The sequence below is a fragment of the Kocuria coralli genome (assembly GCF_008831305.1).
GTDB lineage: Bacteria > Actinomycetota > Actinomycetes > Actinomycetales > Micrococcaceae > Kocuria > Kocuria coralli.
The window spans coordinates 92,683-112,995 of record NZ_ML708615.1 but is presented as its reverse complement, the minus strand read 5'-3'; the positions used below and the strand labels follow the sequence as shown (position 1 = coordinate 112,995).

Here is a 20,313-nt window from a genome sequence, read left to right as displayed (position 1 = left end):
GCCTTGCCGCCGGGTTCAGCGTTCGTATTCCGAGATCACCACGCCGGAGGCGTAGTCCCGGGAGCGCACCAGATCGAATTCGGCGGGGGCGTAGTGCCCAGCGTGGAAGAGCGGGATGCCGCCGCCGAGCACCACAGGGTTGTGCTTGAGAACCAGACGGTCGATCTGACCGCGAAGCTGGGTGGCCAGATCCGCCCCGCCGCACAGCCAGATGTCCCCTCCCTCCCGGGCGCGCAGTTCGCTCACGACATCGACGGGATCCTCCGCCGTCGTCCGCAGATTCTCCTCGTCCGCGTGATGCCGCCGCGAGAACACGATCTGTTCCAGGTGCCGGTAAGAGCTCGGCATACCGTTCTCCGGGCCGATGACGTAGGTGTTCCATCCCATGACCACGGTGCTGAAACGGCCGCTGCTCTGGTCGATGCCCTGCAGGCCGGCGATATCGGTCGGCAGGGTGTCCGGGTATTCACGGACGAGGGTCTCCATGTGGTCGCCCTCCACCGGAAAGGCATCGAACTCCCCATGCGGTCCGGCGATGAATCCGTCCAGGCTCACGGCGATGTAGTACACGAGTTCACGCATCATGTCTCCCGGTGTCGATATTCCGTGGCGTAAGACTACTACTGCTGTAGTAGTTTGGATAGAGTGCGGAGATGGCACGCAACGAGGAACGACGACGTCACCTGGCCGATGCGGGGTTGAAGGTCCTGGCCGACTCGGGGGCGCGAGGGCTGACGCACCGTGCGGTGGATCGTGAGGCCGGGCTGCCCGCCGGGACCGCGTCGAACTACTTCAGCACCAGGGATGCGCTGGTCGCGGCACTGGTGCTGCGCATCGAAGAGCGGCTCTCCCCGTCGGCGAGCGACCTGGCTGCACGAGCAGGCAGGGATCCTGATCGGGCGCTGTTCGCCGACTACACCCGCGATGTCATCCGTCGCCTCATGGCGGACAGGGACGCGACGATCGCACTTTTCGAACTTCGCCTGGAGGCCTTGCGTCACCCAGAGGTCGCCGGCCCGCTCGCAGAATGGCGACGGGGGAGTTTCGCCGGTGACGTGGAGTTCACCGGGAACGCAGGCCTGCCGGGAGGCACCTGGGAAGTGGCCCTGTTCCACTATGCGATCGAGGGGTTCGTGTTCGATCAGCTGACCGGCCCGCTCCTGCCGGATGTGTCCCCGGACGAGGTCGTCGACCATCTGGTCACCCGGCTGATCCCCTGAGGATAGGGAGCGGACCTCTCCCGCAACCTCAGCGATGGATCTCTCTTGACCTTGACGTAACGTCAAGCTCTACGGTCGATGTGTCAGCTACGGGAGGGAGCAGCACGTGGAGTGGCCTATTCAAGAGGTTGCCAGGTTCGCCGGTACGACCAGCCGGACCTTGCGTCACTACGGTGCCGTGGGCCTGCTGGAGCCATCGAGGATCGGCAGCAACGGCTACCGGTACTACGACCGCGAGGCCCTCGTGAAGCTGCAGCGCATCCTGCTGCTGCGGGAACTGGGCTTGAGCCTGCCCGTCATCGGCGAGGTGCTCTCCCAGCAGACCGATACCGCGGCGGCGCTGGGCGCACACATTGAGTGGCTTCAGCAGGAGAAGGAACGGATCGATCGTCAGATCGCATCCGTACACCGCACGCTGGCCCACATCGAACGAGGAGAAGAGATCACCATGAAGGCCATATTCGACGGCTTCGACCACACGCAGTACGAAGAGGAGGTCCGGACACGCTGGGGCGACCGGGCCTGGGAGGGCAGCAACAACTGGTGGAACGGCCTTTCCGCGACCGAACAGCAGGACTTCAAGCAGCGCAGTGCCGATGTCAATGGCGCGCTGCGCCATGCGGCGGAACAGAATCTGGCGCCTGGCAGTACGGAGTTCCAGCAGGCGGTCGCCGGCCACCACGCCTGGCTCGCCGAGCAGCCGAGTCCCATGACCGGCCGCGACGCATACCTGTCCTTGGCTGACATGTACGTCGCCGACGACCGGTTCGCCGCCGTCTACGGAGGAACCGAGTGCGCGCAGCGCATCCGGGAGGCCATCGGCATCTGGACCGAGCGGAACCTCTGATCCGCCCGAGATGAGCTCGGACCGACTCGCGCCCTCCTGTACTGCCACCTCGGCAGCACAGGAGGGCGCGGGTGGTGGTTGCTACCGTGATGCGGTGACCTCCAATCCTTATGCGGCGTTCCTGCCACCCGAGCGCCGCTCGGCGGCGGAGCTGGATCCGGAGGAGAGCTGGTGGTCATGGCGAGGCCATCGCGTGCATATCGCCCGCAAATCTCGTCCCGCGTCGCCGGTCCGCCTGCTCGTCATCCATGGTGCAGGAGGTCATAGCGGTGCCCTGTGGCCGATGGCGGCGCTTCTGGCCGAGCGCGGACTGGATATCGCCGCCGTCGATCTGCCCCTCTACGGCCGGACGGCGTCCCCGGATCCTCCGTCCGTGCGCTACGAGCACTGGGTGCGGCTCCTGGTGGACCTCGCCGAGGCTGAGCACGACGGCAGGCCGCTGGTACTGCTCGGCGCAAGCATCGGGGGACTTCTCGCCTATGAAGTCGCCGCGCGTTCCTCGCGGGTTTCCCACGTGGTGGCGACCTGCCTTCTGGACCCCCGCGATTGGAGGGCGCGTGCGCGGATGACCCGTTTCGGTCCGCTGGGCATCCTGGGCGGCCCGCTGTCCGGCATGGCACGCGGGTGGCTTTCGACGGCGATGGTCCCCATGAGCCGAGTGGCGAAGCTGTCGAAGATGAGTCGCGATGCCGCCCTCTCCCGGCTCTGCGCCACGGATCCCTTGGGTGGTGCGGCGAAGGTCCCGGTGGGTTTCCTCGCTTCCTATATGAGATACCGGCACGCGCCGCCCGAGGCGATGACCGTGCCGGTGACCCTGGTCCACCCCGGCATGGACGCCTGGACCCCGGCCGAGCTGAGCGAACGCGTGCTCCGCCGGATCGCCGCGCCGACCGAGGTGACCCTGCTGCGCGAGTGCGGGCACTTCCCGATCGAGGAACCCGGCCTCACCGATCTCGTGGAGACCGTGCTCGAGGTCGCTGGTCGCCTGGCCTCGAATCCCGACGACGGCCCTGGGTGACCCGTCACTCCGGCAGTGCCGGCGCCGTCGTCAGCCCTGAACCACGTGGATCGTGTCCGCGACACCCTGGGAGCACTGGTCCGGGAGGCCCTCGGTCTCCTCCAACGGCACCGCCACGGTGTCGAACTCGACCCGCTCGCCGGCCTGGACGGTTCCGGTCCCCTCCGTCGTCGCCGAGGGACGGTCGCCTGAAATGACGAACTCCTTGCCCTCCGGGAAGACGAGGAGCTCGGGCTGACCCTCGTCCTGGAGCGAGAAACACTCACCGGGTCCTACGATCATCCGCCCGGATACGGTTTCGCTGTCCCCCTCGATCGAAGGCGCGGTCAGGCCGATGGGACCGTCGCCCTCGGGGGAGATCATCACCTGTTCCTGCGCTGAGCCCTCCTGCTTGGTGCCGGCCCGAGGCTCGGTTCCGACGTCGTCGCCGCCGCACGCGCTCAGGGCCAGCATCAGTGCTGCGACCGCAGGCGCGGTGACCGCCGTGCTGCGTGCTCGGATCTTCGCCATCGCTGGTCCTCCCTGCTGTGAAAACTGTGGCAGCGGGCCAGTCCATCACATGCGACCGCGTGGTATCGAACGGCGCGGCAAAGGCGCTCAGCGGGTATACCGCAGATCCACGATCGCCGGTACGTCGGAATCGGGCAGCAGGTCGGCGGGATCCGAGGTGTTGAGAAAGTCCACGCAGGCGCGTTCATGCTCAGCCAGCGTGTACGGCTGCGAGCCGATCTCCATACCGGTCAGCTGACGGAGCCTGCGCACCTCCCCGCGCACGGTCGAGACCGCGCCGGCGTCGTCGTACAGCGCCTCGGCCAGCGCGCGGGCACTCCAGGCCTCGCGGGAGGCGAGCAGGGCCAGCAGCTCGGCACGGCGGGAGGTCAGCGAGACCCGGGTGCCATCGGCGCGCGTCACTTCGGGGCGCCAGCCGAGAAGGCGGATGGACGTGACCGGGACCGGAGCCGGGCTCTGCCGAGCCTCGCGGGCCAGCAGGGTCTCCGCCAGGCGCACCCCGCAGCGCACCAGGGAGGAGGCTTCCGTCGTCGCGGACTCCGCTGGAAGCGAGACGTCCAGGACGCCCATGATCTTCCCCGAGGCGTCGCGGATCGGTGCGGCTATACAGGCCCATCCGTAGTGGGCACGGACGAAGTGCTCTCCGGCCATGGCGTGGGAGAGTTCGCCGCGGTCCAGCGCCAGGCTGATCCCGTTGGTCCCGATCCCGGCCTCGGACCAGTCCGCGCCCTCGGCGAAGGCGATGGCATCCGCGGCCCGCAGCGACTGGCGGCTTCCGGAACGCCACAGGAGCACCCCGTCGGCATCGGTGACCACCACCAGATGGCGGCCGGCAGCGGAGGTGTCCGCAAGGGAGGCGACGACGTCATCGGCAACCCGGGACAGGGGAGTGGCCGAGCGCGCCGCGGACAGGTCGGCCTCGGTGAGCACGTGGGCCGGCTGCTGCTGATCCGGCGAGATTCCAGCCTCTCCGCTGCGCCGCCATGCCTCGACGACATGACTCTCCAGGTCGGGGGTGCGGCCGCCGGAGAGCACGAGCTCGTGCGCCTCGATGGTCCGGCGGGCGAAACCCGCGGGATCCGAGAACCGCAACGACGGATGCAACGACAATGCCACCCCCTCATGACGAGACTGTGAGCTACGTCATAACTGAGAGTGTATGGCACGAAGGAGTGGACATGACTGAAACAGCGACGGCGGCGGGAACCCGGGCATCGGATGCGGACACCGCGGTCGGGACATGGCTCGCATCATTCGGCGAGGCCCTGAGCCGAGGGGATGCCGAGGGCGCCGCGGACCTCTTCGAGGTGGACGGGTACTGGCGCGATTTCGTCGCCTTCACCTGGAACCTCAAGACCCTCGAGGGCCGGGACGAGATCCGACGCATGCTCGATGCCCGGCTGGACGACGTCGCCCCGTCCGGGTGGCATCTGGATGAACCGGCCACCGAAACGGATGGCGTCGTGGAGGCCTGGGTGGTCTTCGAGACCGCCGTCGCCAGGGGGTGGGCGCACCTGCGGCTGCGGGACGGCAAGGCCTGGACCCTGCTCACCACCATGCAGGAGCTCAAAGGCTTCGAGGAGAGGCGCGGGGCCGCCAGGGAGACCGGGGTGGAGCACGTCATCACCCGCGGCCGGAAGAGCTGGCTGGAGCGCAAGGAGGAGCACGCCCGCACCTTCGGGCGCGAGGAGCAGCCGTACGTCGTGATCGTGGGCGGGGGGCAGGGCGGCATCGGCCTGGCCGCCCGCCTGAAGCGCCTGGGGGTGCCCGCCATCGTGATCGAGCGCAATGAGCGCCCCGGCGACTCGTGGCGCAAACGGTACAAGTCCCTCCACCTGCACGACCCCGTCTGGTACGACCACCTGCCCTACCTCCCCTTCCCCGACGATTGGCCCGTGTTCGCCGCCAAGGACAAGATCGGGGACTGGCTCGAGCACTACACCGCGCTCATGGAGCTCGACTACTGGTCCGGCACCGAATGCCTGAGGGCCGATTTCGACGACGACGGCGGCACCTGGCGTGTCCGCGTCAACCGGCGCGGGGAGGAACTGGAACTGCGCCCGACCCACCTGGTCTTCGCGCTGGGCGTCTCCGGCTACCCGAACGTCCCGGACTTCCCGGGGCGCGACGACTTCGCCGGTGAGCAGTGGCACTCCTCCCAGTTCACGGGCGAAGGGGATTTCGAGGGGCGCAGGGCCGTGGTGATCGGCTCGAACAACTCCGCCCACGACATCTGCGCCGCGCTCTGGGAGAAGGGCGCCCAGGTGACCATGGTGCAACGGTCGTCCACCCACATCTCCCGCAGCGAATCGCTCATGTCCCTGGCGCTGGGTCCGCTCTACTCGGAGGAGGCGCTCGCGAACGGGGTCACGACGGAGAAGGCGGACATGCTCTTCGCCTCGTGGCCGTACCGCCTCCTGCCCGGCGCGCAGGTCCCCGTCTACGAGCAGATGGCCGAGCGGGATGCGGAGTTCTACCAGCAGCTCACCGATGCGGGCTTCGAGCTGGACTTCGGCGAGGACGGGTCGGGGCTGTTCCTCAAGTACCTGCGCCGGGGCTCCGGGTACTACATCGACGTCGGCGCCAGCCAGCTCGTCATCGACGGTCGGATCTCCCTGGCCCGCGGCCAGGTCACCAGGATCGAGCCCGACGCGGTGGTCATCGACGACGGCAGCGCCGAAGGGCGACGACTGCCCGCTGACCTGATCGTCTACGCCACGGGGTACGGCTCGATGAACCAGTGGCTCACGGACATCGTCTCCCCGGAGGTGGCCGACCGGGTGGGCAAGGTATGGGGGTTCGGCTCGGACACCACCAAGGATCCCGGCCCCTGGGAGGGTGAACTGCGCAATATGTGGAAGCCCACCAATGTCGAGCAGCTGTGGATCCACGGGGGCAATCTGCACCAGTCGCGGCACTACTCCCGCTACCTCGCCCTGCAGCTCAAGGCCCGCATGGAGGGCCTCGACACCCCGGTCTACGAACTGCAGGAGGTCCACCACACCAGCTGACCTCGTAGATGCGGCCCCTGAACCCGCTTCCAACACGTTTAAGTGCAGAACCGGCCGCCGGTTCTGCACTTAAACGTGTTGGGACCAGGACCAGCGGAGGTTGCAGCGATCAGGGACCGGCCTGGGCGACTGTGATATACACCATGAACAGTGCTCGCACCGATGCTCCGGCAATCCTCCGGCCATACCCCGGCAGCGGGTGGGAGAGAAGGACGAACGGGAAGATCCCATGATGACCGGTGACGACGGACGGCATGTGGTCCCAGCCGGCATCGCCGTGCCCGCCGGGCTGGTCCTGGCGATCGCCGCCCTGACCGGCATGGTCGTCGAATGGGTGGCAGCCGCGATGTCCACCGCCCCCTACTCCATGATCGAGCAGGCGGCCAGCGACCTCGGGGTAACGACCTGCGGTCCGCTGACCTACACCGACCCGCCAGTGGAGGTCTGCTCGCCTGCTCATGCCTGGGTGAACGGAGTCTGGATCGTCGCGGGCCTGGCGATCGCCGTGACCGTCCTGCTGCTGCACCGCTGGTTCCGGAATGGAGGACGCCGGCGCAGCGGGAGCTGGGCGGTGCTCCTGCTCGCGGCCGCTGCTCTCCTGCAGTCGGCCGTGGGCGCGGTGCCGGTCGACGCCGATCTCGCCCTGCACACCGTCCTGGCGCTCGTGGGTTTCCTCGCGCAGAACGCCGGCCTGATTCTCGCCGGAGCGGCCTTGTCCGGACGGCACCGGCTTCTGGGCGTCACGGCGGTGCTGGGCGGCGTGATCGGGATGGCATCGTTAGGGTTGTTCGTCGCCCCCACCGCGTGGAACCTGCCGCTGGGGCTGATCGAACGCATCTCCATGTATCCCTACCCCCTGTGGCTGGCGGCAGCGGGCGTCGTCACCGCTGCCCGGCGCGGGCGGTGAATCGCCCCTCGCGGGATTCCGGGAGGTGAAGCCCCCGAGAAAGGACAACGCATGAACATCGCCACCCTCCCCAACCTCCGTGAGCTCGGCGGTCACCGGACCGCCGACGGCGGGACGCTGCGCTCCGGCGTGCTCTACCGGTCCGTGGACCTCAGCCGCCTGGACGAGAGCGGCAGCGAGGCGCTGCGGAGCCTCGGGATCCAGACCGTCTTCGACTTGCGCACCGAGCAGGAGTGCATCGACCGCCCCGATCGGGTGCCGCAGGGGGTCCGCCGGGTGCCGCTCGACGTCCTCGGCGACGCCGACGACCTGGCCCCGGCGCAGCTGACGGCCCTGCTAGAGGATCCCCGCAGCGCCGAGGAGGTCCTCGGCGGGGGTCGCGCGGAGCAACTGTTCGAGCGCGCCTACCGGTCCTTCGTCGCGCTGCCGAGTGCCCGCCGCGCCTATCAGGGGCTGTTCCGTGGGCTGACCACAGCCGCGGAGGAGGGCGCGGTGCTGTTCCACTGCACGACCGGCAAGGACCGGACGGGCTGGGCGGCCGCGTCGCTGATGCTGCTGCTCGGGGTGGAGCCCGACGAGGTGATGGCGGACTACCTGCGGACCAACCAGGACCTCCTGCCGGCCCTGCAGCCGATCTTCGACGCGTTCGAGCAAGCCGGCGGCGACCCGGAGGCCCTGACTCCCGTGCTGGGGGTCAGGGAGGCGTACCTGGCGGCGGCGCTGGACGAGGCGCATCGGCAGTTCGGGGGTATCGAGGGCTACTTCACCCTGGGCCTGGACCTCTCCGAGGCCGAGATCGGGCACCTGAGGGACGCGCTCGTCTGACGGCCGCGGCGCCCCTGAGCGGTTTCCCCGTAACCCGGGCGAGACAAGGCGACGGCGAAATCTGTACGACGCCCTGCCGGGCATCGGTCACGCGTGCGGCCACAACGTCATCGCCGCCTCCGGGGTCGGCGCGGCCCTGGGCCTGGCGAAGGTCGCCGGCGACGCCGGCCTGCGCGTCAAGCTGCTCGGGACTCCCGCCGAAGAGCATGGCGGCGGGAAGGTATCGCTGCTGGAGGCCGGTGCCTTCGAGGACGCCGACTTCTCCCTGATGGTCCACGGCATGACGGCCTCACCCGATATGACCGGTGACAGCCACAGCGCGAAGGGCATGAAGTCCACGGCGGTGGACCGTTTCCAGGTCGTCTACACGGGGCACACCTCGCATGCCGCGGCAGCACCGGAGCTGGGCATCAACGCATCCAACGCCGCGGTGCTCGCGCTCAATGCGCTCGCCATGCTGCGTCAGCAGCTGCCGAAGGAAACCAACATGAACGCCTTCATCTCCCTCGGCGGGGAGGCGACCAACATCATCCCGGAGCGCACCGTCGTCCAGGTGGAGCTGCGCGCCTACGATCTCGGGATCTGGCGCGACATGAAGAAGAAGGTGCTCAACTGCTTCGAAGCCGGTGCGGTAGCGACCGGCTGCAGCTGGGAGTGGGAATCGACCGAGCACCCCTACGCGCCTGTCGTCAGCGATGAGGTGCTGGCGGGGCTCTGGGACGAGAACTTCGCCCAGCGCGGGCGGACCATCGACCCCGAGGTCCGGCTCGGCGGCGGCTCGACCGACATGGGCAACGTCTCCCAGGTGGTGCCCGCCATCCATCCGCTCCAGACCTTCCGCGGCAAGCAGTCCCCGCCTCACAACCCGGCGTTCACCGAGATCGCCGCCAGTCCCGAAGCCGACGACGCCATCATCGACGGGGCGGTCACCATGGCCGCGACCGTCGTGGACGTCGCCCTCAACGCCGACCTGCGTGCAGACTTCCAGCGTCGCAAGGCCGAACGCCCCACCGGGGCCACCCAGGCGAAATTCTCCGCCTGACCCGTCTGGTCTGGGTCGCCGACCCATGAACCGAAAGGCCCTGCCATGTCACGATCGCAACCGCCCGAAGAGGCCGTAGCGGCTCCCCTGCAGCGGGAATTCAGCATTTCTTTCAAGGACAGAGGCCTGTGGGTGCTGATCGGCCTGATGGTCGTCATCTCCTCGATCGCTCAGTTCATCGGGCCTTTGGCCATCCCCGTCGGCAACGCCTCCGTGGTGATGCTGCCGATGGTCTGGGCGCTGCTCATGGGCGTGCTGGTCTCCGGCCAGCGGTTCAGGCCGCTACCGGTGGACCTGCAGCACACCGCCAACGCAATCATGTCGGTCGCGGTGCTCGTGCTGTGCGCGCGCCTGTCCCTCACGCTGGGGCAGGAGCTCCCGGCGGTCTTCGCCGCCGGGCCGGCACTGCTGCTGCAGGAGTTCGGCAATGTGTTCGGTTCGCTGCTCCTGGCGCTGCCTCTCGCCGTCCTGCTGCGCATGGGACCGGCCACGGTGGGAGCGACGTTCTCGATCGACCGCGAACCGTCCTTCGCGATGGTGACCTCCCGGTTCGGCAGCGACTCTCCGCAGTACCGCGGCGTGCTGTCGATGTACGTCTTCGGGTCGATCTTCGGCGCCATCATCGTGAGCCTGGTGGCCTCCGTCCTCTCGTCGCTCGACATCTTCCGGTGGGAAGCGCTCGCGATGGGGGCGGGCGTCGGCTCGGGGTCGATGATGGCGGCGGGCATCGCCTCCGTGACCGCGGCGCATCCGGAGAACGCCGATACCATCGCGGCGCTGGCCACCACCGCCAACCTGATCGCGAGCCTGGCCGGCGTCTATCTGGCGCTCTGGATCTCCCTGCCCCTGGCGGACCGCTTCTACCGGTTCCTGACCCGCAGGCAGAAGTCCAAGACGGCCAGCGGAGTCACCGCGCAGATCGGCCAGGTCGCGGCGCAGGTGCTGGATGTCCCGAAGGTCAACCTCCACCCGGGAGCCAGCCTGCTGATCCTCGGTGGCGCGGGGCTGGTGACGGCGACCATCGCCAGCGTGACGTTCTCCTTCGACATGGTGATCACCTACCTGATCATGGCCGCCCTGGTCGCCCTCGGGCTCTGGGTCACCGCCTCGACCAGGGGGAAGGTGCCCGCCCTCATCATCGTCATCACCCTCGGCACGATCATCACATCGCCGTGGGTGCCGGTATCGGGGTGGGTGGTCGAGACCTCCGCCTCGGTGGACTTCCTCTCCGTCATCACGCTGATGCTGGCGATCGCCGGCCTGAGCATCGGCAAGGATCTGCCCATGCTCAAGCAGATCGGCTGGAAGATCCTGCCCGTGGGGTTCGTGGTCATCGGCGCGACCTTCCTCGCGTCGACGGTCATCGCGGAGTTCGTGCTGCGCATCCTCGGCCGTTGAGGCCGGACGGAGGGCGCTGCCCGAATAGCCGGAACGCCGGATGGCCGTTCCTGCTATTCGGGTAGCGCCCCGCGGATGCGTGCGATCGCCGCGTCCAGTGACTCGGCGGTGATGGCCGCGGCTCGATCCGCGTCCTTGTCGCTCACGGCTTCCAGAAGCGACTCCAGGTGGGCCAGGAGCCGGGAGAGATCGCCGGACTCCACTTCACGCTGGGCGCCGACGACCTTGTACGGGCGGCACCGCCGCCAGAGGGTGCGGATGCTGGCGACGAGCACGGGGTTCCCGGAGGCGGCGTAGATGCGGCCGAGCATCTGCTCGTCGTGATCGAGATAGTCCACCACACGGTGCTCCGCCAGATCGTCGCGCATGGACTGCAGGAGTTCGTGCAGTCGCCGAGCATCGCCGTCCGAGAGATTGCCGACGCCTTGAGCGGTGGCCTCGACCTCCAGCAGACGCCGGACCTCGTAGATGTGCAGCAGATCGGCGGGGGTGAGGCTCTTGACCACCGCACCGCGGTTGGGGAAGGCCTCGGCGAGCCCGGCCTCCTCCAGCCTGCGGATGGCCTCCCTGACCGGCACGACGCTCGTGCCCAGGGCCTCGGCGAGCGCGCGGACGCGCAGTCGCTGACCGGCGGGCAGATCGCCCGACATGATGGCCGCGTGCACCGCCTCGAAAACCTGGTCGCCCACGCGGGACCTGGGCTCGATCTTCGACAGCGGCATGGGTTCCATCCTACGGGCCGGCCGGACGGCCATCCGGGCATGGGCAGGGATCGGCTGCGGGGCCGACCGGTCAGGGCACCAGGACCACGGGAACCGGGGTGTGCCGGATGATCCTGGACGCGTTCGAGCCGAGGAACAGCCGTGTCGCCCCGCCCTCGGAGGAGGAGCCCACGACCAGGACCTCGGTGGGCACCCAGTCCAGGGAGTCGAGGGCCGCGGTCCAGGTGCGGCCGGTTCCGACCACTTCCTCCGCCGGACGGCTCTGCTCCGCCGTGACCACTTCCAGCGCGGCGGTCTGGACGGACTTCACCTGCTCCTCGTACTCGATGCGGCGAGCCTGTTCATCGTGCTCGAACGGGGCCACGTTCTGCCCTTCGATACCGAAGGTCGCCACCCGCAGCTGCGCGCCGACCTCCTCGGAGATCCTGGTGGTCCGGGCCAGCACATCGTGGGAGGCGGGGTCCCCGCGGAAGGCGCACGTGACCCGGGTGACGCGTGCGTCACCGTCCGCCCGGTAACCCCGGGGCGCCAGCGCGACGGGGACGGGGGAGGAATGCAGGAGACGGTCTGCCGTAGAGCTCACCGAGATCCTGCCGATGCCTCCATCGGTACCGGAGCCCACGATGATCATGGCCGCGTCACTGGCCACGGCTTCGTCCAGGAGCGCCTTGGCCTTGGAACGGGAGGCCACGTACAGCGCCTCGCTGCGCACGTCCGGGCAGATCTCCGCGACCGCCTGCCTGGCCTCCGCGACGGCCTTGTCCCCCCTCTGACGCGACCAGGCGGCGAACTGCAGATCGCGTCCGGTGGGGATGGGGGAGCGGCTGGGAGCCGGTACCACGCTGACGATCCGGAGGGAGTCGCCGCTGGACCGGGCCAGTACGCCGGCCAGATGCAGCGCGGACCGGTCCTTGGTGCCGTACGGGAATGCCACCACGAGAGTCATGATCAACTGTCCTTAGCGCCGGAGCTGTCAGTGCCCAGAGTGTCCTTCTGGGGCGAGGAGGGGGACTCGGCCGAGTCGGGATTCGTGTCCGGGGAGGGAGCCGAACGCTCAGCCCGCAGATCTTCCCAGTAGTTCGCGTGCTTGATGCCCAGCTTGACCGGATCGAACGTGGGATCCAGCCCGTTCTTGCGCTGCTGATCGTAGTCGCGCAGCGCCTTCAGCGCGGTCTTCGACAAGAGGATGAGAGCGATGAAGTTGATGATGCCCAGGGATGCGTAGCCGATGTCGCCGATCGCCCAGACCGCGGCCGCGTCCACCAGGCAGCTGATGAAGCAGACGGCCAGGATGCAGATCTCGAGCGCCCTCACCCAGGTCCTGCTGTTGCGGCCGAGGATGAAGGAGAGGTTGGTGTCCGCGATGAAGTAGAAGGCCACGATCGTGGTGATCGCGAACAGAGCCACGGAGATGGCCACGAAGGGGCTGCCGAAGCCCACGACGACGGTGTCGACGGCGGCTTGGGTGAAGCCCGTGCCCGCGGCCACGCCGGGAAGGTTGGTGGCGAGCACCGTGCCGTCCGTGGTGATGACGTTGTACTGGCCCGTGACCACGATCATCAGGCCGGTGGCCATGCAGACCGTGAGGGTGTCGATGTAGATGGAGAAGGTCTGGACCAGTCCTTGCTTGGCCGGGTGCGAGACCTCGGCCGCGCCGGCGGCGTAGGTGCCTTCCCCCACTCCGGCGACATTGGAGAACAGCGCGCGGCGCACGCCCCAGGCCACTGCGGCCCCGATGATGCCGCCGAAGACGGAGTGAGCGCCGAAAGCGCTCTGGAAGATCAGGGCGATCGCACCGGGCAGCTGCGTGATATTGGCGCCCAGGACGATGATGGTCGCCCCGATGTAGCCGACCGCCATGATGGGGACGAGGATGTTGACCACTTTGATCACGCGCTCGCGGCCGCCCCAGATGATGATTCCGAGGGTCGCCGTCACCACGATGCCGGTCACCCAGCCGGGGAGACCGAAGGCGTATTCCGCGCTGACGGCGATGCTGTTGGCCTGGATGCCCGGTGCCAGGAACGTGTAGAGGATCAGTGCGATGACCGCAGCGATGAGCCCCAGCCACCGCTTCTGGAAGGCCTTCTGGAGGTAGTACGGAACGCCGCCCTTCAGCTCGTTGCCCACGCGTTCCTTGAAGATCTGCGAGAGCGTGGACTCGATGAACGCCGAGGCCCCACCGCAGAAGGCCATGACCGCCATCCAGAAGAGGGCACCGGGGCCGCCCCAGCCGATGGCTGTGGCGACGCCGGCGATATTGCCGACGCCCACTCGGTTGCCGATGGTCAGCGCCAGCGCCTGGAAGGGCGTCAGGCCGCCCGGCCCGGCGTCGCCACCGCCTTTGAGCTCCTTCAGCATCTGCGGGAAGAGGCGGATCTGCAGGCACCTCGTGCGAATCGTGAAATACACGCCCATGACCATGGCCAGGACGATCACGGGCATCCAGAGATTGTCCGCGATGGTTTGGAGTGTTCCTGTGACGTCCATAGCAGCTGCTCCATCGGGTTCATCGAGCGTGCGGGGGCATGCCCCCGGTGTGCATCGGCGTGGCCCGCTGGATTGCGGTCGACGGTAGCTTCTCCGACACCACGTGAGGCAGAGCGTAAAGCGATATGTAATCTGTGATCAAGGATTACATCGAGATTTAACATGCGGATTCCGTCAGTGGGACACCCGGACGACGACGGCGGGCGGCAGCGCGCTCTCCCGCAGCCGTGGTCGTGGGGATGGAGGACGGCCTTTCCGGCTCCCGGAGATCTTCAGTCCGCCTGGTCCTGGCGGCGCTGCCCCTGCTCGATCCGGCTGGAAAGGGCCGTGAGGCCCAGTCGTCCGGTGACGGCGCGGACATGCCGTTTCGAGGGGCGCCGGAACACCGACCGGCCGGCCCGGCCGGCTCGCAACTCGGGGCGATCCTTGCGGCCGCGGAACGACCAGCCCCGCATGGGCGAGGGCACCGTCCATTGCAGGAACCAGGCGACCATGCGGAAGGCGAACACGACGGTGGCGAGGCCGAGGACCACGGCGGGGCTCACCCAGCCCAGACCCCAGGCCGCGGCGGTGCCCGCCGCGCCGAGCAGCGCGGGCAGGATGTAGAGGTCGGAGCCATTGAAGACGGCGGGGATCTCATTGGCCAGGACATCCCGGAGGATCCCGCCGCCCACGGCGGTGAGAACGCCCAGGACGATCGCACTGGGCACGGGAAGGTCCGCACCCAGTGCGATGGAGGTGCCCGTGACGGCGAACACGCCCAGCCCCATGGCGTCGAAGACGATGATCGGCACGCGGGCGCGATGCGTTCGCTGCGCCAGCAGGTACACCAGCACCGCGGAGATCACCGGCGGCACCAGATAGACCGGTTCAGCCAGGGAGAGGGGCGTGTTCCCGAGGATGACGTCCCGCAGGGTCCCGCCGCCCAGGGCCGCGACCAGGCCTAGCGTGAGGCTGCCCATGATGTCGATGTTCTTCCGCGCGGCCAGGAGGTTTCCGGAGAGGGCGAAAGCGAAGACACCTATCAGGTCCAGGGCCAGCATGAACGGTTCCATCCGGCCAAAGTAACAAGGCGTTTCAAGGCCCGACACCAAGGCCCGGCACCAAGGGCCGTCCGCTGCGCCGGTGCAGGTGCCGGAGCCCCATGAACCGGCACCCGGCGGGGCGTGCGGGACGACCGCGAGGCTACGCCGAGACCGAGGCCCGGGCGCCCGTCACGCTGGCCACCACGGCGTCGACGGACTCGGCGGCGCGTTCCTCGATGCCCTCCGGTGCGGAGTGGATGAGATGCGAGGAGGCCACCGGGCCCCCGGCGAACTCGAAGATGCCGTGCTCCACGCCGGTGCGGATGGCCCGGTCGTAGCCGTGGGACTCGTAGGTCCTCGGCGAACTGCCGCCCAGCCGGACGATATGCACGGCGCGGTCCACGAGTGCGGTCGCGCTGTCCGTGCCGAAGGCCCAGCCGAACGTGAACACCCGGTCGATCCATCCCTTCAGCAGGGCGGGCATGGACCACCAGTAGACGGGATGCACGATGATCAGGGCATCGGCCCGCTCCACGCGCTCCTGCTCGCGAACGACGTCGGCCGGTGCAGAACCGAGGCCGCGCACCACGGCGAGGTCCTCCTCCGTCATGCGGGGGTCGAATCCCTCCGCCACGAGGTCGGCGACCTCGACGGACCAGCCGGCGTCTTCCAGGCCTGAGCTGATGCGGTTCGCCGTGGACGTGGTCAGGGAGTCCCGGTCGGGATGGGCGAAGAGGACGAGCGCGTGCATGGTGGGGATCCTTCGGCATAGAGTGCAGGAAGCGAATCAAGTTACCGAACGTAACTTACGAATAGTAAGTTAATGGATCTCCGGGAGGAATGCAACGAGTCCGGCGCCCGCGGGCAGGAGGAGTCGCAGGTCCCACCAGAACGTCGCGCGCTACTGCTGAGGGCGGTCCGCGAGCTCAGTACGACGACCGGGGGGACTCCGGCTCGGCTCCGATGAACCTGGCGGCCAGGTCCTCGGAGGCTCGGGCCACGAGGGCGACGTCCGCGCCGACGAGCACGAAGCCCGCCCCGTTCTCCGCGTAGTCACGGGCCGTCGCGGGGTCGAAGGCATTGACGCCCACCGGTTTGCCCGCCGAGGCCACCCCGGTGAACGCCTGCCGTACCGCGGCGACGACCTCCGGGTGGGTCTGCTGCCCCAGCAGGCCCATGGACGCGGCGAGATCGCTGGGGCCCACGAACACGCCGTCGATACCGGGCGTCCCGGCGATCGCCGCGGCGTTGCCGACGCCCTCCTCGGTCTCGATCTGCACGATCACGCAGACGTGTCCGGCGGCCTCGCCCAGGTACCCGTCGACGCGGTTCCACCGGGCCGAGCGGGCCATGGCGCTGCCGACTCCTCTACGGCCGGCCGGCGGGTACTGCGCCGCCTGGGCGACCTCCCGGGCCTCGCCGGGCGTGGAGACCATGGGCACCAGGATCGTCTGCGCGCCGAGGTCCAGGACCTGCTTGATCGTCACGGGATCCGCGGACGGAACCCGGACGACGGGCGTGACCGGATAGCCCGAGACGGCGTAGAGCTGCGCGAGGGTGGACTCCAGCCCGTTCGGGGCGTGCTCCATGTCGATGAGCAGCCAGTCCAGCCCGGCCCCGGCCATGATCTCGGCCATGACCGGGGAGCCGGAGCAGACCCAGCCGCCGAACAACGGCCGCTCGGCGCCTTCGAGGCGTTCGCGCAGGGTGGGGTTCAGGCGAAGCGGCATGTGATGGTCCCCAGCCGCCCGTAGTCGCACAACACGCTGTCGCCACGGGAGACCCACAGGGGCCGGGTGAAAGAACCGGCCAGGATGATCTCGCCGGCCTCGAGCCGGGCGCCATGCTGGTGGAGCTTGTCCGCGAGCCAGGCGACGCCGGTGGCCGGATGGTTCAGGACCCCCGCGGCCACCCCGGTCTCCTCGATGGTCTCGTTGCGGTACAGCAGGGCCGAGACCCATCGCAGATCCACCGCGTCGGGGGCGACGGGGTTGCCCCCCAGGACGAGTCCGCCGTAGGCGGCGTTGTCGGCGATCGTGTCCACGATCGTGCGCCCCTCCATCTCGACGTGGGCGTTGAGGACCTCCAGGGCCGGGGTCACGTACTCCGTGGCCCGCAGCACGTCGAACAGCGAGCAGCGAGGGCCTTCGAGGGGATGTTTGAGCACGAAGGCCAGCTCCACCTCGATCCGCACGTTGGAGAACGCGTCGAACGGGATCTGCGCGCCGTTCTGCCACACGGTGTCATCGAACATGACGCCGTAGTCGGGCTCGGTGATACCGGTGGCCTGCTGCATCGCCTTCGAGGTGAGGCCGATCTTCCGCCCGATGAGGTGGCGACCCGCCGCGATCTGCGCATCACGCCATACCCCCTGGATCGCGTAGGAGTCCTCCACATCGGCCTCGGGGTATCGCGCGGTGATCCGCGGGATGGTGCTGTGCGTGCGCTCGGCCTCGGCGAGTTCACCGGCGAGGTCCGCGATCGTCTCTGCGGGAAGCATTCTTCGTCTCCTTCTTGTGCTCGGGAGGGGGCCTTCTGCTCGGAGGGTGCCCCGGGGCTAGAGCTGGTTGCCGAGCTTGTACTCGCCCTGCTTCCATTCGGGCATGGACTCCTCGCCCTCGTCGCGGCGGGTGTAGGAGAACCCGTCTGCTCCGATGGTCACGGCCATCTCGCTGGCGTCGGTTCGGGCGGCCACCGGCTGGGGCTCGCCGTCGAGGTCGAGCACGAGCGAGGCGTCCGTGTACCAGGAGGGGACCACGGGGTTGCCCCACCAGTCGCGGCGCTGGTTGTCGTGGACATCCCAGGTGACCACCGGGTTGTCGGGATCCCCCGTGTAGTAGTCCTGGGTGTAGATCTCCACTCGGTGCCCGTCGGGATCGCGCAGGTAGAGGTAGAACGCGTTCGAGACGCCGTGACGGCCCGGGCCGCGTTCGATGGCGTCCGAGCGCCGTAGAGCACCGAGCTTGTCGCAGATCGCCAGGATGTTGTGCTTCTCGTGCGTGGCGAAGGCGACGTGGTGCATCCGCGGGCCGTCGCCGCCGGTCGTCGCGGTGTCGTGCACGGTGGGCTTGCGGCGCATCCACGCCGCGTAGACCGTGCCCTCCTCGTCCTGGATGTCCTCGGTGACCCGGAAGCCGAGGTCCTGGTAGTGGCGTACGGCGCGCGGCACGTCCGGGGTCACCTGGTTGAAGTGGTCCAGGCGCACCAGCTCCCCGGGGGTGTGCAGGTCGTAGCGCCAGGAGAGGCGCTCCACATGGTCGGTCTGGAAGAAGAACTCGTACGGGAAGCCCAGCGGGTCCACCACCCGCACCGAGTCGCCGATGCCCTTGACGAAGCCCCCGGCCTCCCGGCGCACGTCGCAGCCGAGCTCCGTGTAGAACCCGACGGCGCGGTCGAGGTCCTCCGGGCTGCGCACCCGGTAGGAGAACGCGGCGACCGCCGCCGTCGGGCCCTTGCGCAGCACCAGGTTGTGGTGGATGAACTCCTCCGTGGAACGGAGGTAGACCGCCGTGTCGTCCTCTTCGGTGACGTACAGGCCCAGGACGTCGACGTAGAACGCCCGGGATGCGGCCAGGTCGGTCACCACGAGCTCCATGTAGGCGCAGCGCAGGATGTCCGGCGGTGCGGCCTGCGGGGTGGGAACGGGATTGCTCGTACGGATCGGGGCCTCCTGGCTCACGTAGAAGCCCGAGGAGGTCAGGGTCATGTCTTCGCGGTTGGTCATCTCAGCGTCCTTGCTCGATGTCGGGTGCGGGGCCTACTCGGCCTTCGCTTCCTGCTTGCCGAAAGTGGGGTTGTGGGGCGCGCCGAGGGTGATGTGCACGCTCTGCTGATCGGTGTAGAAGTCGATCGAGCGGTAGCCGCCCTCGTGCCCGAGGCCGGAGGCCTTGACGCCGCCGAACGGGGTGCGGAGATCGCGCACGTTGTTCGAGTTCAGCCACACCATGCCCGCTTCGATGCTCTGCGCGAAGTTGTGGGCGCGCTTGAGGTCGTTGGTCCACACATAGGCGGCCAGCCCGTACCGCGTGTTGTTCGCCAGGGCCAGCGCCTCCTCCTCCGTATCGAAGGGGGTGATGGCCACCACCGGCCCGAAGATCTCCTCCTGGAAGATGCGGGCATCGGGGGAGACGTCGGCGAACACGGTCGGGGCCACGTAGTTGCCGTTCGGGAAGCCCTCGGGGCGTCCGCCTCCGGCGACCAGACGGGCCTCGGACTTGCCGATCTCCACGTAGCTCATCACCTTCTCGAAGTGCTCGGGATGCACGAGCGCACCGACCTCGGTGGCCGGATCGTGAGGGTGGCCGACCCTGACCCGCTTGGCCTGCTCCGCGTAGCGCTGCACGAACTCGTCGTACACCGGACGCTGCACGAGGATGCGGGAGCCGGCGGTGCAGCGCTCGCCGTTGAGGGAGAAGACGCCGAAGATGCACGCGTCGATGGCGACGTCCAGATCGGCATCGGCGAAGACGACCGCCGGGGATTTGCCCCCGAGCTCCATCGACAGGCCCTTGAGGTAGGGCGCGGCGTTGCCGAAGATCAGCTCGCCGGTCCGGGACTCGCCCGTGAAGGAGATCAGGGGGACGTCGGGGTGCTTGACCAGGGCGTCGCCGGCGTCCTCGCCGAGCCCGTTGACCAGGTTGAAGACACCCGTGGGCAGGCCGGCCTCCTCGAAGATCCCGGCCCACAGCGAGGCCGACAGCGGCGTGAACTCGGCCGGCTTGAGCACGACGGTGTTGCCGGTGGCGATGGCGGGCCCCAGCTTCCACGACTCGAGCATGAAGGGCGTGTTCCACGGCGTGATCAGCCCGGCGACGCCGATGGGCTTGCGGTTGACGTAGTTCATCTGCCGGCCCGGCACCTTGAAGGCGTCGTCGGCCTGGGCGACGATCAGATCCGCGAAGAAGCGGAAGTTCTCGGCAGCGCGACGCGCCTGGCCCAGGGCCTGGGTGATGGGCAGGCCCGAGTCGAAGGACTCCATCTCCGCCAGCTGCTGGTCGCGCGACTCGACGATATCGGCGATGCGGTGCAGCACCCGCGAGCGTTCGCGGGGGAGCATCCGCGGCCACGGGCCCTCCTCGAAAGCGCGCTTGGCGGCTTCGACGGCGCGCTCGACGTCGGCCTTCTTGCCGGCCGCGGCCTGCAGGTAGGTCTCGTTGGTGACGGGATTGAGCACGTCGAACGTGTCACCGTCCAGGGAGTCGACGAACTCGCCGTCGATGTAGTGCTGGATCCGTTCGGGCAGATCAGCGGGCACGTAGGTCTGGTCGAAGTCGGAAGCGGTCTCGGTCATGGTTTTCC

General features: G+C 68.5%; 20 protein-coding genes. 8 read left to right on the top strand and 12 right to left on the bottom strand.

The annotated features are described in order from the left end of the window. Window positions 1–15: 15 nt before the first annotated feature. Window positions 16–585 carry a dihydrofolate reductase family protein gene (locus tag FCK90_RS06645; RefSeq protein ID WP_343029889.1) on the bottom strand — a complete coding sequence of 190 codons (570 nt, stop codon included), beginning with the start codon at window positions 583–585 and terminating at the stop codon, window positions 16–18. Between the two features lie 68 nt (window positions 586–653). Between FCK90_RS06645 and FCK90_RS06640 the strand changes: the two genes are divergently transcribed. The 3 genes from FCK90_RS06640 (at window position 654) to FCK90_RS06630 (ending at window position 3,085) form a co-directional block, all read left to right on the top strand. Then, window positions 654–1,220, top strand: a complete 567-nt coding sequence (locus FCK90_RS06640) for a TetR/AcrR family transcriptional regulator (RefSeq protein WP_158033518.1) — start codon at window positions 654–656, stop codon at window positions 1,218–1,220. Window positions 1,221–1,326: 106 nt separating this feature from the next. Then, window positions 1,327–2,067, top strand: coding sequence for a MerR family transcriptional regulator (locus tag FCK90_RS06635; RefSeq protein WP_158033517.1), 741 nt, complete (start codon window positions 1,327–1,329; stop codon window positions 2,065–2,067). Window positions 2,068–2,161: 94 nt separating this feature from the next. Next, a complete protein-coding gene (locus tag FCK90_RS06630; RefSeq protein ID WP_158033516.1) occupies window positions 2,162–3,085 on the top strand; it encodes an alpha/beta hydrolase in 924 nt (307 codons plus the stop codon). 30 nt (window positions 3,086–3,115) lie between these two features. Here the strand turns inward: FCK90_RS06630 and FCK90_RS06625 are convergent, their stop codons facing one another. Then, a complete protein-coding gene (locus FCK90_RS06625; RefSeq protein WP_158033515.1) occupies window positions 3,116–3,595 on the bottom strand; it encodes a hypothetical protein in 480 nt (159 codons plus the stop codon). An 87-nt stretch (window positions 3,596–3,682) separates the two neighbouring features. Further along, entirely contained in the window at window positions 3,683–4,711 is a 1,029-nt protein-coding gene (locus FCK90_RS06620) for a helix-turn-helix domain-containing protein (protein ID WP_158033514.1), read from the bottom strand. A gap of 62 nt (window positions 4,712–4,773) precedes the next feature. On the opposite strand from FCK90_RS06620, the gene FCK90_RS06615 reads away from it, so the two are divergent. The 5 genes from FCK90_RS06615 (at window position 4,774) to FCK90_RS06595 (ending at window position 10,778) form a co-directional block, all read left to right on the top strand. Next, window positions 4,774–6,606, top strand: a complete 1,833-nt coding sequence (locus FCK90_RS06615; RefSeq protein WP_158033513.1) for an NAD(P)/FAD-dependent oxidoreductase — start codon at window positions 4,774–4,776, stop codon at window positions 6,604–6,606. Window positions 6,607–6,838: 232 nt separating this feature from the next. After that, window positions 6,839–7,513 (top strand): DUF998 domain-containing protein, encoded by a 675-nt coding sequence (locus tag FCK90_RS06610; RefSeq protein ID WP_181954220.1) that lies wholly within the window; start codon window positions 6,839–6,841, stop codon window positions 7,511–7,513. Window positions 7,514–7,564: 51 nt separating this feature from the next. Then, entirely contained in the window at window positions 7,565–8,338 is a 774-nt protein-coding gene (locus tag FCK90_RS06605; protein ID WP_158033511.1) for a tyrosine-protein phosphatase, read from the top strand. Window positions 8,339–8,399: 61 nt separating this feature from the next. Then, a complete protein-coding gene (locus tag FCK90_RS06600; RefSeq protein ID WP_158033510.1) occupies window positions 8,400–9,380 on the top strand; it encodes an amidohydrolase in 981 nt (326 codons plus the stop codon). A 45-nt stretch (window positions 9,381–9,425) separates the two neighbouring features. Beyond that, window positions 9,426–10,778: a DUF3100 domain-containing protein gene (locus FCK90_RS06595; protein ID WP_158033509.1), complete on the top strand. Its 1,353-nt coding sequence runs from the start codon at window positions 9,426–9,428 to the stop codon at window positions 10,776–10,778. Between the two features lie 53 nt (window positions 10,779–10,831). On the opposite strand, the gene FCK90_RS06590 is transcribed toward FCK90_RS06595, so the two are convergent. The 9 genes from FCK90_RS06590 to hpaE all read right to left on the bottom strand — a co-directional run bounded on the left by FCK90_RS06590 (window position 10,832) and on the right by hpaE (window position 20,305). After that, complete coding sequence (locus FCK90_RS06590; RefSeq protein WP_158033508.1) at window positions 10,832–11,500, bottom strand: GntR family transcriptional regulator; 669 nt, start codon at window positions 11,498–11,500, stop codon at window positions 10,832–10,834. Window positions 11,501–11,570: 70 nt separating this feature from the next. Next, on the bottom strand, window positions 11,571–12,446 hold the full coding sequence (locus FCK90_RS06585) for a universal stress protein (protein WP_158033507.1): 876 nt from the start codon (window positions 12,444–12,446) through the stop codon (window positions 11,571–11,573). A gap of 2 nt (window positions 12,447–12,448) precedes the next feature. Then, window positions 12,449–13,945, bottom strand: a complete 1,497-nt coding sequence (locus tag FCK90_RS06580) for an alanine/glycine:cation symporter family protein (protein WP_220433288.1) — start codon at window positions 13,943–13,945, stop codon at window positions 12,449–12,451. Between the two features lie 317 nt (window positions 13,946–14,262). Then, complete coding sequence (locus tag FCK90_RS06575) at window positions 14,263–15,045, bottom strand: trimeric intracellular cation channel family protein (protein ID WP_158033505.1); 783 nt, start codon at window positions 15,043–15,045, stop codon at window positions 14,263–14,265. A gap of 130 nt (window positions 15,046–15,175) precedes the next feature. Then, window positions 15,176–15,766: an NAD(P)H-dependent oxidoreductase gene (locus FCK90_RS06570; RefSeq protein WP_158033504.1), complete on the bottom strand. Its 591-nt coding sequence runs from the start codon at window positions 15,764–15,766 to the stop codon at window positions 15,176–15,178. Window positions 15,767–15,941: 175 nt separating this feature from the next. Continuing rightward, window positions 15,942–16,745, bottom strand: a complete 804-nt coding sequence (locus FCK90_RS06565; protein ID WP_158033503.1) for an HpcH/HpaI aldolase family protein — start codon at window positions 16,743–16,745, stop codon at window positions 15,942–15,944. After that, on the bottom strand, window positions 16,730–17,515 hold the full coding sequence (gene hpaH, locus FCK90_RS06560; protein WP_158033502.1) for a 2-oxo-hept-4-ene-1,7-dioate hydratase: 786 nt from the start codon (window positions 17,513–17,515) through the stop codon (window positions 16,730–16,732). Before hpaH ends, FCK90_RS06565 begins: the two co-directional genes overlap by 16 nt. 57 nt (window positions 17,516–17,572) lie before the next feature. Then, the gene (hpaD, locus tag FCK90_RS06555; protein ID WP_158033501.1) at window positions 17,573–18,739 is read right to left on the bottom strand and encodes a 3,4-dihydroxyphenylacetate 2,3-dioxygenase; all 1,167 of its coding nucleotides are present in this window, start codon (window positions 18,737–18,739) and stop codon (window positions 17,573–17,575) included. Window positions 18,740–18,772: 33 nt separating this feature from the next. Then, window positions 18,773–20,305, bottom strand: a complete 1,533-nt coding sequence (hpaE, locus tag FCK90_RS06550; RefSeq protein ID WP_158033500.1) for a 5-carboxymethyl-2-hydroxymuconate semialdehyde dehydrogenase — start codon at window positions 20,303–20,305, stop codon at window positions 18,773–18,775. Window positions 20,306–20,313: the final 8 nt, after the last annotated feature.

Excerpts from the sequence above, each read along its gene's own strand:
- FCK90_RS06570 (WP_158033504.1), bottom strand. The coding sequence starts at position 15,766 with ATGCACGCGCTCGTCCTCTTCGCCCATCCCGACCGGGACTCCCTGACC.
- hpaH (WP_158033502.1), bottom strand. The coding sequence starts at position 17,515 with ATGCTTCCCGCAGAGACGATCGCGGACCTCGCCGGTGAACTCGCCGAG.
- FCK90_RS06580 (WP_220433288.1), bottom strand. The coding sequence starts at position 13,945 with ATGCCCGTGATCGTCCTGGCCATGGTCATGGGCGTGTATTTCACGATT.
- FCK90_RS06590 (WP_158033508.1), bottom strand. The coding sequence starts at position 11,500 with ATGCCGCTGTCGAAGATCGAGCCCAGGTCCCGCGTGGGCGACCAGGTT.
- FCK90_RS06615 (WP_158033513.1), top strand. The coding sequence starts at position 4,774 with ATGACTGAAACAGCGACGGCGGCGGGAACCCGGGCATCGGATGCGGAC.
- hpaE (WP_158033500.1), bottom strand. The coding sequence starts at position 20,305 with ATGACCGAGACCGCTTCCGACTTCGACCAGACCTACGTGCCCGCTGAT.
- hpaD (WP_158033501.1), bottom strand. The coding sequence starts at position 18,739 with ATGACCAACCGCGAAGACATGACCCTGACCTCCTCGGGCTTCTACGTG.
- FCK90_RS06575 (WP_158033505.1), bottom strand. The coding sequence starts at position 15,045 with ATGGAACCGTTCATGCTGGCCCTGGACCTGATAGGTGTCTTCGCTTTC.
- FCK90_RS06610 (WP_181954220.1), top strand. The coding sequence starts at position 6,839 with ATGACCGGTGACGACGGACGGCATGTGGTCCCAGCCGGCATCGCCGTG.
- FCK90_RS06640 (WP_158033518.1), top strand. The coding sequence starts at position 654 with ATGGCACGCAACGAGGAACGACGACGTCACCTGGCCGATGCGGGGTTG.
- FCK90_RS06605 (WP_158033511.1), top strand. The coding sequence starts at position 7,565 with ATGAACATCGCCACCCTCCCCAACCTCCGTGAGCTCGGCGGTCACCGG.
- FCK90_RS06645 (WP_343029889.1), bottom strand. The coding sequence starts at position 585 with ATGATGCGTGAACTCGTGTACTACATCGCCGTGAGCCTGGACGGATTC.
- FCK90_RS06585 (WP_158033507.1), bottom strand. The coding sequence starts at position 12,446 with ATGACTCTCGTGGTGGCATTCCCGTACGGCACCAAGGACCGGTCCGCG.
- FCK90_RS06565 (WP_158033503.1), bottom strand. The coding sequence starts at position 16,745 with ATGCCGCTTCGCCTGAACCCCACCCTGCGCGAACGCCTCGAAGGCGCC.
- FCK90_RS06625 (WP_158033515.1), bottom strand. The coding sequence starts at position 3,595 with ATGGCGAAGATCCGAGCACGCAGCACGGCGGTCACCGCGCCTGCGGTC.
- FCK90_RS06595 (WP_158033509.1), top strand. The coding sequence starts at position 9,426 with ATGTCACGATCGCAACCGCCCGAAGAGGCCGTAGCGGCTCCCCTGCAG.